The 15,866-nt window shown below is 71.9% G+C and carries 15 protein-coding genes; 5 read left to right on the plus strand and 10 right to left on the minus strand.

Annotated features, from left to right (window positions below; translation table 11 throughout):
• Window positions 1-315: 315 nt before the first annotated feature.
• The 5 genes from AB0C62_RS19950 to AB0C62_RS19970 all read right to left on the minus strand — a co-directional run bounded on the left by AB0C62_RS19950 (window position 316) and on the right by AB0C62_RS19970 (window position 6,351).
• Window positions 316-1,833 carry an MFS transporter gene (locus AB0C62_RS19950; RefSeq protein WP_362974854.1) on the minus strand — a complete coding sequence of 506 codons (1,518 nt, stop codon included), beginning with the start codon at window positions 1,831-1,833 and terminating at the stop codon, window positions 316-318.
• Entirely contained in the window at window positions 1,830-2,381 is a 552-nt protein-coding gene (locus tag AB0C62_RS19955; RefSeq protein WP_179165491.1) for a TetR/AcrR family transcriptional regulator, read from the minus strand. The genes AB0C62_RS19950 and AB0C62_RS19955 overlap by 4 nt, the downstream gene beginning before the upstream one ends.
• 122 nt (window positions 2,382-2,503) lie before the next feature.
• Window positions 2,504-3,475: an aldo/keto reductase gene (locus AB0C62_RS19960; protein WP_362974856.1), complete on the minus strand. Its 972-nt coding sequence runs from the start codon at window positions 3,473-3,475 to the stop codon at window positions 2,504-2,506.
• Window positions 3,476-3,595: 120 nt separating this feature from the next.
• Window positions 3,596-5,029, minus strand: a complete 1,434-nt coding sequence (argH, locus tag AB0C62_RS19965) for an argininosuccinate lyase (RefSeq protein ID WP_362974858.1) — start codon at window positions 5,027-5,029, stop codon at window positions 3,596-3,598.
• Window positions 5,030-5,157: 128 nt separating this feature from the next.
• Window positions 5,158-6,351 carry an argininosuccinate synthase gene (locus AB0C62_RS19970; protein WP_362974860.1) on the minus strand — a complete coding sequence of 398 codons (1,194 nt, stop codon included), beginning with the start codon at window positions 6,349-6,351 and terminating at the stop codon, window positions 5,158-5,160.
• A 156-nt stretch (window positions 6,352-6,507) separates the two neighbouring features.
• Here AB0C62_RS19970 and AB0C62_RS19975 point away from each other — a divergent pair, with 156 nt between their 5' ends.
• The 5 genes from AB0C62_RS19975 (at window position 6,508) to AB0C62_RS19995 (ending at window position 10,897) form a co-directional block, all read left to right on the plus strand.
• Entirely contained in the window at window positions 6,508-7,095 is a 588-nt protein-coding gene (locus AB0C62_RS19975) for a pyridoxamine 5'-phosphate oxidase family protein (RefSeq protein ID WP_362974862.1), read from the plus strand.
• Window positions 7,096-7,098: 3 nt separating this feature from the next.
• A complete protein-coding gene (locus AB0C62_RS19980; RefSeq protein WP_362974864.1) occupies window positions 7,099-7,794 on the plus strand; it encodes a L,D-transpeptidase family protein in 696 nt (231 codons plus the stop codon).
• Window positions 7,795-7,949: 155 nt separating this feature from the next.
• On the plus strand, window positions 7,950-9,287 hold the full coding sequence (locus AB0C62_RS19985) for a ferredoxin reductase family protein (RefSeq protein WP_362974938.1): 1,338 nt from the start codon (window positions 7,950-7,952) through the stop codon (window positions 9,285-9,287).
• 19 nt (window positions 9,288-9,306) lie between these two features.
• Window positions 9,307-10,113 carry an FMN-binding protein gene (locus AB0C62_RS19990; RefSeq protein ID WP_362974866.1) on the plus strand — a complete coding sequence of 269 codons (807 nt, stop codon included), beginning with the start codon at window positions 9,307-9,309 and terminating at the stop codon, window positions 10,111-10,113.
• Window positions 10,106-10,897 (plus strand): FAD:protein FMN transferase, encoded by a 792-nt coding sequence (locus tag AB0C62_RS19995; RefSeq protein WP_362974868.1) that lies wholly within the window; start codon window positions 10,106-10,108, stop codon window positions 10,895-10,897. Before AB0C62_RS19990 ends, AB0C62_RS19995 begins: the two co-directional genes overlap by 8 nt.
• A 91-nt stretch (window positions 10,898-10,988) precedes the next feature.
• Here AB0C62_RS19995 and AB0C62_RS20000 read toward each other — a convergent pair whose 3' ends face one another.
• Genes AB0C62_RS20000 through argC form a run of 5 tightly spaced genes read right to left on the minus strand, consistent with a single transcriptional unit; the run spans window position 10,989 to window position 15,844 of the window.
• Window positions 10,989-11,525, minus strand: coding sequence for an arginine repressor (locus AB0C62_RS20000; RefSeq protein ID WP_081223422.1), 537 nt, complete (start codon window positions 11,523-11,525; stop codon window positions 10,989-10,991).
• Window positions 11,526-11,548: 23 nt separating this feature from the next.
• Complete coding sequence (locus AB0C62_RS20005; RefSeq protein WP_362974870.1) at window positions 11,549-12,757, minus strand: acetylornithine transaminase; 1,209 nt, start codon at window positions 12,755-12,757, stop codon at window positions 11,549-11,551.
• The gene (argB, locus tag AB0C62_RS20010; protein WP_362974872.1) at window positions 12,754-13,668 is read right to left on the minus strand and encodes an acetylglutamate kinase; all 915 of its coding nucleotides are present in this window, start codon (window positions 13,666-13,668) and stop codon (window positions 12,754-12,756) included. Before argB ends, AB0C62_RS20005 begins: the two co-directional genes overlap by 4 nt.
• Window positions 13,665-14,819: a bifunctional glutamate N-acetyltransferase/amino-acid acetyltransferase ArgJ gene (gene argJ, locus AB0C62_RS20015; RefSeq protein WP_362974874.1), complete on the minus strand. Its 1,155-nt coding sequence runs from the start codon at window positions 14,817-14,819 to the stop codon at window positions 13,665-13,667. The genes argB and argJ overlap by 4 nt, the downstream gene beginning before the upstream one ends.
• Complete coding sequence (gene argC, locus AB0C62_RS20020) at window positions 14,816-15,844, minus strand: N-acetyl-gamma-glutamyl-phosphate reductase (protein ID WP_362974876.1); 1,029 nt, start codon at window positions 15,842-15,844, stop codon at window positions 14,816-14,818. Before argC ends, argJ begins: the two co-directional genes overlap by 4 nt.
• Window positions 15,845-15,866: the final 22 nt, after the last annotated feature.

Consider the following 15,866-nt stretch of genomic DNA (forward strand, 5'->3'; position numbering starts at 1 on the left):
GCTGGACAGCGGCCGGGGCCCACCCCGTTCGTGCTCGCGGTCGCCCGAGCACCCGCTCCGTCGGCGTCCCCGCCGCCGGGTCCCTTTCGTGGTGCCGTCGACGGGCGGAGCCACCCCGCCGGCGACCACCGGCGGGGGCGGGGCGGACCGCCACAGGCGCCCCGCCCCCGGCAGCCCGCTACCGCTCCGCGTGCCGCTCGACCCGCGCCGAGGGCGGGGCGGCTGTGGCGACGGGCGACCGGCGCGTGGGCCGGACGCGGTGCAGCCGGCCCACGCCGTTCGTGCGGCCGGACCCGAAGCGGGCCGGCCGCCTTCTCATGACTCCAGCTTCTGGCCGCGCAGCAGGAACCAGGCCGCGACGGCGGTGGCGAGGAGCACCACCGCTCCCGCGCCGGAGGCCAAGGCCAGGCCGTCCACGAAGGCCTCGCGGGCCGCGTTCAGCATCGCCTCGGCGGCCGGCGCGGGCAGGTTTCCGGCCGCCTCCACCGCTCCGCCCAGGGAGTCGTGCGCCGCGGCGGGGGTGCCCGCGGGGCCGGTGAATCCGGCGTAGACGCCGGTCACGACGGAGCCGAGCAGGGCGATGCCGAGGGCGGCGCCGAGTTCGTACGCCGTCTCGGAGACCGCGGACGCGGCGCCCGCCTGGTCCTTGGGCACGGTCGACAGGATGACGTCGGCGGTCACCGTGAACGAGAAGCCGGCACCGATGCCGACGACGAGCAGGGCGGCGCCGAGGACCGGGTAGCCCGTGGACTGGCCGAGCACGGTGAGCGTGCCGAGCGCGAGGCCCACCGCGGCGAGGCCGCCGGAGACGACGACACGTACGGAGAACCGACGGGCGTAGCGGCCCGCGACCAGACCGGCGGCGACGGCGCCGACGGCGGCCGGGATCTCGGCGAGCCCGGCCTCGAACGGGCCGCGTCCCTGCACGAGTTGCAGGTACTGGGAGAGGAAGAACACCAGACCGGACAGACCGAGCACGGTGAACAGGTCGGCGAGCACCGCACCGGAGAAGCCCCGGTGGCGGAAGAGGCGGACGTCCAGCAGGGGTGCGGGCAGCGTCAGCTGGCGGCGCACGAACCAGACGAGGGCGGCCGCGCCGAGCAGACCGGTGGCGAACACCGCGCCGCTCGGGCCGTGCGCGGCGGCCTCCTTCACCGCGTACACGACGCCGATCACGCCGACGAGGGACAGCGTCACGCTGATGAGGTCCCAGGGCCCGTGGCTGGGGCTCTTCGACTCGGGCAGCAGCTTGATGCCGACGAGGACGAGGACCACCATCACCGGAAGGTTGATCAGGAAGACCGAGCCCCACCAGAAGTGTTCGAGCAGGAATCCGCCGACCACCGGGCCGACGGCGGTGCCGGCGGAGGCCGTCGCGCCCCAGATTCCGATGGCGAGGCTGCGCTCGCGCGGGTCGTGGAAGATGTTGCGGATCAGGGCGAGGGTGGCGGGCATCAGGGTCGCGCCCGCGACACCGAGCAGGGCCCGCGCCAGGATCATCATCTCGGGTGTCGTCGCGTACGCGTTGAGCACGGATATGAGGCCGAACGCCGTCGCGCCGACGAGCAGCAGCTTCTTGCGGCCGATGCGGTCGCCGAGGCTGCCCATCGAGACGAGCAGACCGGCGATGACGAAGGAGTACACGTCCCCGATCCACAGGAGCTGGGTGCCCGAGGGCTTCAGGTCCTCGCTGATGTACGGGGTCGCGAGGCCGAGGACGGTCGCGTCGACGGCCACCAACAGCACGGCGAGGACGAGGACGGAGAGCGCGAGCCAGCGGCCCGGGCGCTTCTCCACCTCCGCCGCGACGGCCGGCTGCAGGGTGCTGGTCATGGTTCCTCTCTCCGTAGTGCTCCGCCGAGCAGCAGCTCGACGATCATGTGGTGGAAGTCGTTGGCGGCGATCCGGCCCTCGGTGACGGCCCAGGACGCGGAGGCCATCAGGCCGTAGAGCGCCTCGGTGAGCCAGGGCGGTGTGAGGTCGATGCGGAACTCGCCGCTCTCCTGTCCGCGCCGGAACAGCGCGGACATCCGGGCGTCGAGCCGCGCCCAGCCCTCGTGCTGCCCGTCCCCCTCGAACAGCTGGTTCTCCGTGTAGAGGAAGGCGAGCAGTCCGGCCGCCTTCTCCAGCTCCTTCACCAGACGGCGCACGGCCTCCTGGGCGGTGCCCTCGTCCAGGCGGGCGGCGTCGAGTGCCGCCTCGCACTCCTCGATGCCGAGGGCCTCCAGCGCCCGTACGAGCGCGTCGCGCCCGGCGAACTGGCGGTGCAGCGTGGCCCGGCTGATCCCGGCGGCCTTCGCGACCTCGTCCATGGTCGCGGTGGATTTCCGGGTCAGCAGGGCGGCTGCGCTGCGCAGCACGTGGTCACGATCGACAGCCATGAGACAAGAGTACCCCAGATGAGACACACACGTCTCATGCTGGGCACAGGTGTCTCACTGGCGAGGGGTGCGCGGCGTGTGAGAGGGCTCCGCACACGTGCCCCGGAGGGCGGAACGTCGGGTCAGTGCCAGGGAAGCTGCCCGCGCCGCTCCCAGTACGCCCGGGGGGCCTCGGCGAGGGCGTCGAGCCGGCGGAGCTGGGCGTCGCCGAGGTCGACGACGGCGGCGTGCAGGTTCGAGGCGAGCTGGTTGGCGGTGGCGGCGCCCGAGAGCACCACGCCGGTCCAGGGCTGCCGCAGGACGAGCGCGAGGGCGACCGCGTCGCAGCCGAGGCCGGTCTCGGCGGCGACCGCGCGCAGCGCCTCGGGCGCGTGGGGTTCCGCGAGCCGGCCGTTCGCCATGCCCTCCTTCACGATCACGGTCAGTCCGGCGTCGTGGGCCTCGGCGAGCGCGGGCGCGGCCGAGGTCTCCAGGACGTTGTAGGTGGACTGGACCGTGCGGAAGAGCGGTTCGCCGTCGACCGTCACGGCGAGCGCGGCGCGGATCGCGTCGGCCTGCGCGGGTCCGCTGGTGGAGAAGCCGATCGACAGTCCCCCGGCGGCCGCCTCGGCGAGCGCGGCGTGCAGCTCCTTGTCGGTGAGGGCCGGGCTGTCCGGGGTCACCGAGTGGATCTGGTAGAGATCGAGGCGTTCGCCGAGCAGCTCGGCGGTCTCGGCGCGCTGCCGCTCGTAGGTGGCGAGGCCGTGGTCCTTGACCTCGTGCGCCTCGGCGTCGGTGCGCCAGTCGGCGGTGTAGGTGTAGCCCCACTTGCTCCCGACGACGACGTCGTCGACGGCGGGGCGCTCGCGCAGCCAGTCGGCGAGGAACTCCTCGGAGCGGCCGTAGGAGCGGGCCACGTCGAAGTAGCGGACGCCCTGGGCGTAGGCGGCGTCGAGGAGTTCGTGGGTGCGCTCGCGCAGGGCGTCGACACTGCGGTCGGCCGGGAGGTCCTCCTCGCGACCGAGGTTGATGTAGCCGGGGCGGCCGACGGCGGCGAGGCCCAGACCGATGCGGGCGGTGGGCGTCGTGGCTGAGGCCAGGCGTGCGAAGGGCATCGCGGCTCCGTTTCGGTCGGCTCCTCTACGGCTCCGGACCAACGTAACCCGCGACGCCCTCCGTCGTACGGCACCCGCTCCCGGACGCGGCACAGCCCGCGCCGCTCACCCGTGCCCGGGCTACTTCTTCCGCTTGGCCCGCGCCCAGAGCTGCTGGTCCGCCACGTTCGCCTTGATGTCGGCCAGCTGGACGGCGACGGCGGCGGGTGCCGTGCCGCCGCGGCCGTCGCGGGAGGCGAGGGCGCCGGCCACGTTCAGGACGGACCGCACCTGCGGTGTCAGGTGCGGGGAGATCTTGGCGAACTGCTCGTCGGTCAGCTCGTCCAGCTCCTTGCCGTCCGCCTCGGCGACCTTCACGCACTCGCCGGCCACCTCGTGCGCGACACGGAACGGCACGCCCTGCCTGACCAGCCACTCGGCGATGTCGGTGGCGAGCGAGAAGCCGGCCGGGGCCAGCTCCTCCATGCGCTCGCGGTGCACGGTCAGCGTGGCCATCATGCCGGTGAAGGCGGGGAGCAGGACCTCCAGCTGGTCGCAGGAGTCGAAGACCGGCTCCTTGTCCTCCTGGAGGTCGCGGTTGTACGCGAGGGGCAGCGCCTTGAGCGTGGCCATCAGCCCGGTGAGGTTGCCGATCAGACGGCCCGACTTGCCGCGCGCGAGCTCGGCGATGTCCGGGTTCTTCTTCTGCGGCATGATCGACGAGCCGGTGGAGAACGCGTCGTGGAGGGTGACGAAGGAGAACTCCTTCGTGTTCCAGATGATGACCTCCTCGGCGATCCGGGAGAGGTTCACGCCGATCATCGCGGTGATGAAGGCGAACTCCGCCACGAAGTCGCGGGAGGCCGTGCCGTCGATGGAGTTGGCGACGCTGCCGTGCTCGAAGCCGAGGTCCTTCGCGACCGCCTGCGGGTCGAGACCGAGGGAGGAGCCGGCCAGGGCGCCGGAGCCGTACGGCGAGACGGCGGTCCGCTCGTCCCACTGGCACAGCCGCTCCGCGTCCCGGGACAGGGACTGGACGTGGGCGAGGACGTGGTGGGCGAAGAGCACCGGCTGGGCGTGCTGGAGGTGGGTGCGGCCGGGCATCGCCACGTCCGGGTGGGCCTCCGCGAGACCGATCAGCGCCTCTTGGAGGTCGGCGATCAGGCCGCCGACGATCCGGGCGTGGTCGCGCAGGTACATCCGGAAGAGCGTGGCCACCTGGTCGTTGCGGGAGCGGCCGGCGCGCAGCTTGCCGCCGAGGTCCGCGCCGAGGCGCTCCAGCAGGCCGCGCTCCAGGGCGGTGTGGACGTCCTCGTCGGCGATGGTGCCGACGAACGAGCCGTCGGCGACGTCGGCCTCCAGCCGGTCGAGGCCCTCGATCATGCGGGTGAGCTCGTCCTCGGTGAGCAGGCCCGCCCCGTGCAGCACGCGCGCGTGGGCACGCGACCCGGCGATGTCGTACGGCGCGAGGCGCCAGTCGAAGTGGACCGACGCGGACAGCTTGGCCAGGGCCTCGGCGGGACCGTCGGCGAACCGTCCGCCCCAGAGCCGGACGTCACCGCTGTTGCTGCTCACTTGCGTTGCTCCTCGCAGGGGTTGGATGTGCCACCGCCTCCTCACGCGGGTGAGGAGGCGGCTGTCAGGCTAGTGGGTGGGGTGCTCGGGGACGGCCGACACGACCGGCACGCCAAGTCCCTTGTGCGTTACGCCAGGTCCCGCTTGGCGGCGATCTTCGACGACAGGCTGTAGATGTCGATGAAGCCCTTGGCCGCGGCCTGGTCGAAGGTGTCGCCCGTGTCGTACGTCGCGAGGTCGAAGTCGTAGAGCCCGGTGTCGGAGCGCCGGCCGGTGACGACCGCGCGACCGCCGTGCAGGATCATCCGGATGTCGCCGTTGACGTGCTGGTTGGCCTCGGAGATGAAGCCGTCCAGGGCGCGCTTGAGCGGGGAGAACCACTGGCCGTCGTAGACCAGCTCGCCCCAGCGCTGCTCGACCTGCCGCTTGTAGCGGGCGAGTTCACGCTCGACGGTGACGTTCTCCAGCTCCTGGTGCGCGGTGATCAGCGCGATCGCGCCCGGAGCCTCGTACACCTCGCGGGACTTGATGCCCACGAGCCGGTCCTCGACCATGTCGATCCGGCCGATGCCCTGGGCGCCGGCGCGCTCGTTGAGCTGCTGGATGGCCTGGAGGACGCTGACGGGCCTGCCGTCGATCGCGACCGGGACGCCCTCCTTGAAGGAGATGACGACCTCGTCGGCCTCGCGCTGCTCGGCGGGGTTCGAGGTGTACTCGTAGATGTCCTCGATCGGCGCGTTCCAGATGTCCTCCAGGAAGCCCGTCTCGACCGCGCGTCCGAAGACGTTCTGGTCGATGGAGTACGGGGACTTCTTGGTGGTGGCGATCGGGAGCTGCTTCTCCTCGCAGAAGGCGATCGCCTTGTCCCGGGTCATCGCGTAGTCGCGGACCGGGGCGATGCACTTGAGGTCCGGGGCGAGGGCGACGATGCCGGCCTCGAACCGCACCTGGTCGTTGCCCTTGCCGGTGCAGCCGTGGGCGACCGTGGTGGCGCCGTGCTTCTGCGCGGCGGCGACGAGGTGCTTGACGATCGTCGGCCGGGAGAGGGCGGAGACCAGCGGGTAGCGGTCCATGTAGAGGGCGTTGGCCTTGATCGCCGGGAGGCAGTACTCGTCGGCGAACTCGTCCTTGGCGTCCGCGACCTCGGCCTCGACGGCGCCGCACGCGAGGGCGCGCTTGCGGATGACGTCCAGGTCCTCGCCACCCTGGCCGACATCGACCGCTACGGCGATGACCTCGGCGCCCGTCTCCTCGGCGATCCAGCCGATGGCGACGGAGGTGTCCAGACCGCCCGAGTAGGCGAGTACGACGCGCTCGGTCACGGGATTCTCCTCACACTGCATTCGCTGACATGCATGAGTATGCAGCACTCTGCATGGTTCGTCAACGCGATCCGGGGGGCGGCCCGGAAGTTCGAGGGTGCCGGGGCGCGCGAAATCCTTAGACGAGCGAAAGATCTTCCACCATAATCGTTAGACATGGGAAAGACTTATGAGCGCATCGACGGCCGCCTCCGAACGTTCATCGAGGCACAGCCCCTCTTCTTCACCGCCACCGCCCCGCTGTCCGGGGACGGCACCGTCAACCTGTCCCCCAAGGGCCTCTCCGGTTCCTTCGTCGTGCTCGACGAGCTGACCGTCGCCTATCTGGACTTCGCGGGAAGCACCGCCGAGACCATCGCGCACCTGCGCGAGAACGGCCGGATCACCCTGATGTGGTGTGCCTTCCAGGGGCCGCCCAACATCGTGCGGGTGCACGGCCGCGGCGAACCCGTCTTCCGGGACGACCCGCGCTTCACGGAACTCGTCAGCCATTTCCCCGACATCGACCCGACGCTGCACGGCCTGCGCGCGGTCATCGTCGTGACCGCCGAGACCGTCCGCGACTCCTGCGGCTACGCCGTCCCCTTCATGGCCTACGAGGAGGACCGCGATCTGCACGGCAGACGGTTCGCCCGGGAGGACGACGCCTCCCTGGACGCGTATTTCACCAAGAAGGAGCACATCGCGACGAGCCTTGACGGCCTGCCCGGGCTGCCGCTGCCGTTGCCCCCCAGTACGGTCTGAGCCATGCGCCTCGGAGCCGTCGCCCTCGCGTCCGCGTCCCTGCTCGCCCTGGCCCCGGGCGGGCCGCCGGCGCGCGAACTGCCCGAGCTGATGGCCGACACCGGCGGCGGCACCCAGCTCCTCACCGCCCGTGCCCCGGCCGGGAACGCCACGTCGGGGACGCTCACCTGGTGGGACCGGCGGGGCGGACGGTGGGTGCGGACGGGTTCCGCCCCCGCGCGCTTCGGCGCGAAGGGGCTCGTCGAGGGCGGCGCGCGGCGCCAGGGCACGAACACGACCCCCACCGGCCTGTACGACCTGCCGTACGCGTTCGGGACCAGCCCCGCACCGGGCGGGACCTCGGTGCCCTACCGCCCGGTGCGGCAGGACTCCTGGTGGTGCCAGGACAACGGGTCCCGGTCGTACAACCGGTGGACCGAACCGCGCCCCGCGGACTGCCGGGCCACCGAGTCCGAGCACCTGGTCGCCTACGAGAAGCAGTACGCGCACGCCTTCGTCATCGGGTTCAACTACGCGCGCCCGGTGCGCGGACGCGGCGCCGGGATCTTCCTGCACGTCAACGGGAGCGGGCCGACGGCCGGTTGCGTGTCCGTGCCGGCGGACACGATGCGGCGCCTGCTCACCTGGGCGGACCCGGCCCGCAGCCCGCACATCGCCATCGGCACCGCGAGCGGGCCCACCGCCCTGACACGGTACTGAAGTTCCGCAGCCAAGTCCGTGCGACGGGTGAACGCACGGGCGTCGTGGACCGTATCTGTGGGCCAGGGGGCCACTCCCCTCGCCCCGTCCCCACGGACGAACACGGAGGAACCGTGTCCACGATCGCCGGTGGCCGCGCCGCGCGGCGCCAGACCATGCGCCGCATCCGCCCACGCCGCTCGCCCGCCGTCCCCCTGCTGCTCGCCGTCTGGGCGGGCGCCGCCGGGGTGATCTGGCTGTGGTGGAACAACACTCCGTCCATCGCCGACGACAACAGCAGGATCCTGAACGCGGGCCGGATCACCGGTCTGCTCGCCGGATACCTGATGGCGCTCGTGGTGCTGCAGATGGCTCGCGTCCCCGCTCTCGAACGCCGGGTGGGCTCCGACCGCGTGGCACGCTGGCACGCGATGACCGGCCGCTACACGATCTCCCTGGTCCTCGCCCACCTCTTCCTGACCATGTGGGGCTACGCCCTGCAGTCCGGGAAGGGGCTCGGCGCGATCGTGCAGCAGACGATCGACTCGGTCGACCAGCTCCCCGACATGGGCAAGGCCGCGATCGGCACCGGTCTGCTGGTGCTCATCGGCTTCATCTCCGTCGGCCCGGTCCGCCGGCTCATCCCGTACGACACCTGGTACCACGTCCATCTGCTGACGTACGCCGCGGTGTTCCTGACGTTCTGGCACCAGCTGTCCACCGGGAACGACTTCGCCGTGGAACCGGTCGCCAAGACCGTCTGGTACGGGCTGTACGGCTCGGTGACCGCGCTCGTGCTCTGGTACCGGATCCTCTCGCCGATCCGGCTGAACGTGAAGCACCGGATGCGCGTCGAGGCCGTCATCGAGGAGACGCCCGGCATCGTGTCGGTGCTGATCAGCGGGCGCAAGCTGCACCGGATGGGCGCCGAGGCGGGGCAGTTCTTCCGCTGGCGGTTCCTGGCGCCCGGTATGCGGCTCAGCTCCCACCCGTACTCGCTGTCGGCGGCGCCCCGCCCGAACATGCTGCGCATCACCGTCAAGGCGATCGGCGACCACAGCGCCGCCCTGCGCGACCTGGAGCCGGGCACCCGGGTCTGGGCCGAGGGCCCGTACGGCGCGCTGACCGCGGGCAAGCGCAGCCGCGGCAAGGTCCTGCTGGTGGCGGGCGGCGTGGGCATCACCCCGATGCGGGCCCTGTTCGAGACCCTCCCCGGCGCGTCCGGCGACATCACGCTCCTCTACCGCGCCAACAGCACCCAGGACCTGGCCCTGTGGGACGAGCTGGCCTCGATCTCCAAGGAGCGCGGGGCCCGGCTGATGTACGCGGTGAACAGCCCCGAGGGGGAGCGCCCGGACATCTCGGCGGACACCCTGCGCCGCAAGCTGCCGGACATCGAACGGCACGACGTCTTCATGTGCGGGCCGCCCGGTTTCGCGCAGCAGGTGTACGACGCACTGCGCGGCGCGGGGGTTCCCGCCCGCCGCATCCATCACGAGTCGTTCGAGATGTGAGCGACGGGAGTCAGGAGCGATGAAGAAGAGTCACCCCATACGGCGCACCATGCTCGCCGCCGCCGCCACCGTGTCCGGGATCGTACTGCTGCTGTCGCTCAAACCGGCGGGCGATCCGGCCGCCGCGTCGGCGCAGGGCGGCGCGGCACCCCAGCAGACGGTGGCCGGGCAGGAGTCGCCGCAGGGCGGCAGCGCTCAGCAGACCGGTACCCGGACCGTCACCGGCGACGTGGTGAAGACCGAGTACGGCCCGGTCCAGGTCCGGTTGTCGCTGAGCGACGGCAGGATCGTCAAGGCCGACGCGGTCCAGGCCCCGCAGGGCGGGACCAGCGACCAGAAGACCGCCCTGGCCGTTCCCCGGCTCAACAAGGCGACGGTCGCCGCGCAGAGCGCCGACATCGACGCCGTCTCCGGGGCGACCTACACCTCCGGCGGCTACAAGAAGTCCCTCCAGTCGGCGCTGGACAAGGCGAAGGCGACCGGCGGCGGTTCGGGTTCCGCGGGGGCGTCCACCTCACCGAAGGCGCCGGCCGGCAAGGCGCCCGCCACCCAGACCCGCGTCATCACCGGGAACGTCGCCCGGACCGAGTACGGCCCGGTCCAGGTCCGCCTCGTGCTCGCCGGTACGAAGATCACGAAGGCGGAGACGGTCCAGGCGCCGAGCGGCGGGCGCAGCACGCAGGTCACCGCCGACGCCGTGCCGAAGCTGAACCAGGAGGCCGTCGCGGCGGGCAGTGCCGACATCGACGCCGTCTCCGGGGCGACCTACACCTCCGGCGGCTACAAGAAGTCCCTCCAGTCGGCGCTGGACAAGGCCGGTGGCTGAGCCCGCCGAGGAGGCACCGCCCGCTCTGCGGCACGCCGAGGAGGTCATGGGCACGGTGTTCTCCTTCGACGTGCGCGGCGGGGACCCGGAGACCGTCCGGGCCGCGCTGGAGGAGGCCGTCGCCCAACTGCACCGGGTGGACGAGGTGTTCAGCACCTACCGGGACGACAGCCAGATCTCGCGCCTGGTGCGCGGGGAGCTGACCGCCGAGGAGTGCGACGAGGAGGTCGCCGAGGTGCTCGGCCTGGGCGCCGAGGCGGAGCGGATCAGCGACGGCTGGTTCAGCACACGGTACGAGGGCCGGCTGGACCCGACGGGGATCGTCAAGGGCTGGGCGGCCGAACGCGCGGCCCTGCGGCTCACCGAGGCCGGGGCGAGCGGGGTGAGCGTCAACGGCGGCGGTGACGTCCAACTGTGCGGCGTCCCGGGCTCGCACCGGCCCTGGCGGATCGGGGTGTCGGACCCGCTCCGCCCGGGTTCGCTGGCCGCTGTCGTCTCCGCGGCCGGGGCCGACGAGCTGGCCGTGGCGACCTCCGGAACCGCCGAACGCGGTGCGCACATCGTCGACCCCCGCACCGGCAGGCCCGCGGTCACCGACCTGCTGGCCGTGACGGTGGTGGGCCCCCGTCTGACCTGGGTGGACGCCTGGGCCACCGCGGCTTTCGCGATGGGGTCACGGGCGGGTCTGGACTGGCTGGAGTCCCTGCCGGACGTGGAGGGCCTGCTCGTCACGGCGGGCGACGAGGTCCGGTGCACGGGCGGGCTGGCCCGGCGCCTGGGGTGACCGGCGAGACCCACGTACGAGGAGGCGCGCCCCGCTGTGGGGCGCGCCTCCTCGTACGTGTCCGTGACGACCGGCCGGGTCGCCGCCGGTCTCAGTGGGCGTTCTGCGCGAGCCGCAGCAGGTGGTCGGCGAGTGCCTGACCGCCGGTCGGGCCCCGGCTGATCAGCAGCAGGGTGTCGTCCCCGGCGATCGTGCCGAGGATGTCGTGCAGTTCCGCCTGGTCGATCGCCGAGGCGAGGAACTGCGCGGCCCCGGGCGGGGTGCGCAGGACCACGAGGTTCGCCGAGGCCTCCGCGGAGATCAGCAGCTCCGAGGAGAGCCGCCGCATCCGCTCCTCCTTGGCCGACTCCCCCAGCGGCGCGCGCGGTGTACGGAAACCGCCCTCGCTCGGCACCGCGTAGATGAGGTCGCCGTCGTTGTTGCGGATCTTCACCGCGTTCAGCTCGTCGAGGTCCCGGGAGAGCGTCGCCTGTGTGACGTTCAGCCCGTCGTCGGCGAGGAGCTTCGCCAACTGGCTCTGCGAGCGCACCGGCTGCCGGTTGAGGATGTCCACGATCCGGCGGTGGCGTGCGGTGCGGGTCTGCGGCACGGCAGGCCCTGCTGGCTCGTGGTCCTGCGCCTGGCTCATCGTCGTCGTCCCATTTCCCGGGATCATCCGTCCCCGTTGGCTGCGTCGAGGATGCCGGGAAGCGCCTGGAGGAACGCGTCCACCTCGTCATCGCCCAGGTTCAGCGGCGGCATCAGCCGTACGACATCGGGGGCGGGCGCGTTCACCAGGAAACCGGCGTCCTGAGCCGCCTGCTGCACCTGGGGCGCGAGCGGCTCGGTGAGCACGATACCCAGGAGCAGGCCCGCACCCCGGACATGGTCGACGAGCGGGTGGCGGGCTCCGCCGTCGGTGCCCTCGATTCCGTCGCGCAGCTTCTCGCCGGCGCGCTTCACGTTCTCCAGGAGGCCCTCGGACTCGATCGTGTCGAGCACGGCGAGTCCGGCGGCGCAGACGACCGGGTTGCCGCCGAAGGTCGTGCCGTGGTGACCGGGCTTCAGCAGGGTGGCGGCGCGGCCGAACGCGACGGTGGCGCCGAGGGGAAGGCCGCCGCCGAGTCCCTTGGCGAGCGTGACGATGTCGGGCAGGACACCTTCGTGGGCCTGGTACTCGAACCAGTGGCCGGTGCGGCCGATCCCGGTCTGCACCTCGTCCAGGACGAGCAGCGCGCCGTTGGCCGCCGTGATCGCGCGGGCCGCCTTCAGATAGCCGGGCGGCGGCACGACCACGCCGTTCTCGCCCTGGATGGGCTCGATGACGACCAGGGCCGTGTCCGGGGTGACCGCTTCCGCGAGGGCCTGCGGGTCGCCGTAGGGGACGTGCGTGACGTCGCCGGGCAGCGGCAGGAAGGGCTCCCGCTTGCCGGGCTGGCCGGTGAGGGCGAGCGCGCCCATGGTGCGGCCGTGGAAGCCGCCGGTGGTGGCGACCATGTGGGTCCGGCCGGTCAGCCGGCCGATCTTGAAGGCGCCCTCGTTGGCCTCGGCCCCGGAGTTGCAGAAGTACACCCGGCCTTCGCGGCCGAAGAGTTGGAGGAGCCGTTCGGCGAGGGTGACGGGCGGTTCGGCGACGAAGAGGTTGGAGACGTGGCCGAGTTCGCCGATCTGGCGGCTCACGGCCTCGACGATCGCCGGGTGGCCGTGGCCGAGGGCGTTGACCGCGATGCCGCCGACGAAGTCGAGGTACCGCGTGCCGTCGGCGTCCCACAGTTGCGTGCCGGCACCGCGGACGAGCGGCAGGCGCGGGGTGCCGTAGTTGTCCATCAGTGAGCCCTGCCACCGCTCGGTGAGCTCTGCGTTCGTGGCGCTGCCGGTCATGCTGCGTCCCCCGCTTCCTCGTCGTCCGGCACGACCATCGTGCCGATGCCCTCGTCGGTGAAGATCTCCAGCAGGATCGAGTGCTGGACCCGGCCGTCGATGACCCGGGCGGTCGTGACGCCGTTGCGTACGGCGTGCAGACAGCCCTCCATCTTCGGCACCATGCCGCTGGCCAGCTCGGGAAGGAGTTTCTCCAGCTGGGAAGCGGTGAGGCGGCTGATCACCTCGTCGCTGTTCGGCCAGTCCTCGTAGAGGCCCTCGACGTCCGTGAGGACCATGAGGGTCTCGGCCCCCAGCGCAGCAGCGAGTGCCGCAGCCGCCGTATCAGCATTGACGTTGTAGACATGTCCGTCGTCCTGGCTCCGGGCGATCGAGGAGACGACCGGGATGCGGCCGTCGGCGAGCAGAGCCTCGATCGCGCCCGTGTCGATCGCGGTGATCTCGCCCACCCGCCCGATGTCGACCAACTGGCCGTCGATCGTGGGCTGGTGCTTGGTTGCGGTGATGGTGTGCGCGTCCTCGCCGGTGAGGCCGACGGCGAGCGGTCCGTGTTCGTTGAGCAGGCCGACCAGCTCGCGCTGGACCTGCCCGGCGAGCACCATGCGGACGACGTCCATCGCGTCCTCGGTGGTGACGCGCAGGCCGGCCTTGAACTCGCTGACGATGCCGTGCCGGTCGAGGGCGGCGCTGATCTGCGGGCCGCCGCCGTGCACGACGACGGGCTTGAGGCCCGCGTGGTGCAGGAAGACGATGTCCTGCGCGAAGGCCGCCTTGAGGTCGCCGTCGATCATGGCGTTGCCGCCGAACTTGACGACGACGGTCTTGCCGCGGTGCCGGGTGAGCCAGGGCAGTGCCTCGATGAGGATCTGCGCCTTGGGCAGAGCGGTGTGCTTGCGGGTCACATTGCTCATGAGGAGTACGCGCTGTTCTCGTGGACGTAGTCGGCGGTGAGGTCGTTGGTCCAGATCGTTGCCGTGGCGTCGCCCGCGGCGAGGTCGGCGACGACGTGGACCTCGCGGTAGCGCATGTCGACGCGGTCGCGGTCCTCGCCGACACCGCCGTTCTTGCAGACCCATACGCCGTTGATGGCGACGTTCAGCCGGTCCGGTTCGAAGGCGGCCTTCGTGGTGCCGATCGCGGACAGCACCCGTCCCCAGTTGGGGTCCTCGCCGTGGAGGGCGCACTTGAGGAGGTTGTTGCGGGCGATGGAGCGGCCCACCTCGACGGCGTCGTCCTCGGTCGCGGCGCCCACGACCTCGATCCTGATGTCCTTGGTCGCGCCCTCGGCGTCGCGGATGAGCTGCTGTCCGAGGTCGTCGCAGACCTCGCGCACGGCCTCGGCGAACTCCGCGTACTCCGGGGTGACTCCACTGGCTCCGGAGGCCAGCAGCAGCACGGTGTCGTTGGTCGACATGCAGCCGTCGGAGTCGACGCGGTCGAAGGTCGTGCGGGTGGCGTCGCGCAGGGCCCGGTCGAGGGCCTCGCCGGGCACGTCCGCGTCGGTGGTGAGCACGACGAGCATGGTGGCGAGGCCCGGGGCGAGCATGCCGGCGCCCTTGGCCATGCCGCCGACGGTCCAGCCGGCCCGCTCCGCGACGGACGTCTTGTGCACGGTGTCCGTGGTCTTGATGGCGATGGCGGCCTTCTCGCCGCCGTGCGGGCTGAGCTGGGCGACGGCCAGATCGACGCCGGGAAGCAGCCGGTCCATCGGCAGCAGGACACCGATGAGACCGGTCGAGCACACGGCGACGCTGCCGGCCCCGGTGTCGCCGAGCGCCTCGGCGACCTTCTCGGCGGTGGCGTGGGTGTCCTGGAAGCCCTTGGGGCCCGTACAGGCGTTGGCGCCACCGGAGTTGAGGACGACGGCGGTCAGCTCGCCGGACGTGAGGACCTGCTCCGACCAGAGGACCGGGGCGGCCTTGACGCGGTTGGAGGTGAAGACGCCCGCGGCGGCGCGGCGGGGCCCGGTGTTGACCACGAGGGCCAGGTCCGGGTTGCCGTTCTCCTTGATTCCGGCGGCGATTCCCGCCGCCGTGAATCCCTGTGCTGCCGTGACACTCACGGTGCGACTCCGATCGTGGAGAGCCCCAGCTCCTCGGGCAGGCCGAGCGCGAGGTTCATGCTCTGGACGGCACCGCCCGCGGTGCCCTTGGTCAGGTTGTCGATGGCGCTGACCGCGATGATGCGGTGCGCGGCGGCGTCGTACGCGACCTGGATCTGAACGGCGTTGGAACCGTAGACGGACGCGGTGGCGGGCCACTGTCCCTCGGGGAGCAGGTGGACGAACGGCTCGTCGGCGAAGGCCTTCTCGTAGGCGGCGCGGACGGCCTCGGCGGTGACCCCGGGCTTCGCCTTGGCGCTGCACGTCGCGAGGATGCCGCGGGGCATCGGCGCGAGCGTCGGCGTGAAGGAGACGGTGACGCTCTCCCCGGCCGCCGCGCTGAGGTTCTGGATCATCTCGGGGGTGTGCCGGTGGACGCCTCCGACGCCGTACGGGGTCATCGACCCCATGACCTCGCTGCCGAGGAGGTGCGCCTTGGGCGCCTTGCCGGCTCCCGAGGTGCCGGAGGCGGCGACGATCACGGCCTCGTTCTCCGCGAGTCCGTCCGCGTACGCCGGGAAGAGGGCCAGGGAGGCGGCCGTCGGATAGCAACCGGGCACCGCGATGCGCTTGGACCCCTCCAGCGCGGCGCGGGCACCCGGCAGTTCGGGGAGGCCGTAGGGCCAGGTCCCGGCGTGCGCGGAGGCGTAGAACCGCTCCCAGTCGGCCGGGTTCTTGAGCCGGAAGTCGGCGCCCATGTCGACGACCAGGACGTCGGGGCCGAGCTGTTCGGCGACGGCGGCGGACTGCCCGTGGGGCAGCGCGAGGAACACCACGTCGTGCCCGGCGAGCACCTCGGGGGTGGTCTCCGCGAGGACGCGGTCGGCGAGCGGCAGCAGGTGCGGCTGGAGCGCGCCGAGCCGCTGGCCCGCGTTGGAGTTGCCGGTCAGGGCTCCGATCTCGATCTCGGGGTGCGTCAGGAGCAGACGCAGCAGTTCCCCGCCCGCGTATCCACTCGCTCCCGCCACTGCCGCGCGTACCGTCATGGAACCCTCCTCCTAGATGGCA

Source organism: Streptomyces sp. NPDC048643 (assembly GCF_040650615.1).
Taxonomy (GTDB): domain Bacteria; phylum Actinomycetota; class Actinomycetes; order Streptomycetales; family Streptomycetaceae; genus Streptomyces.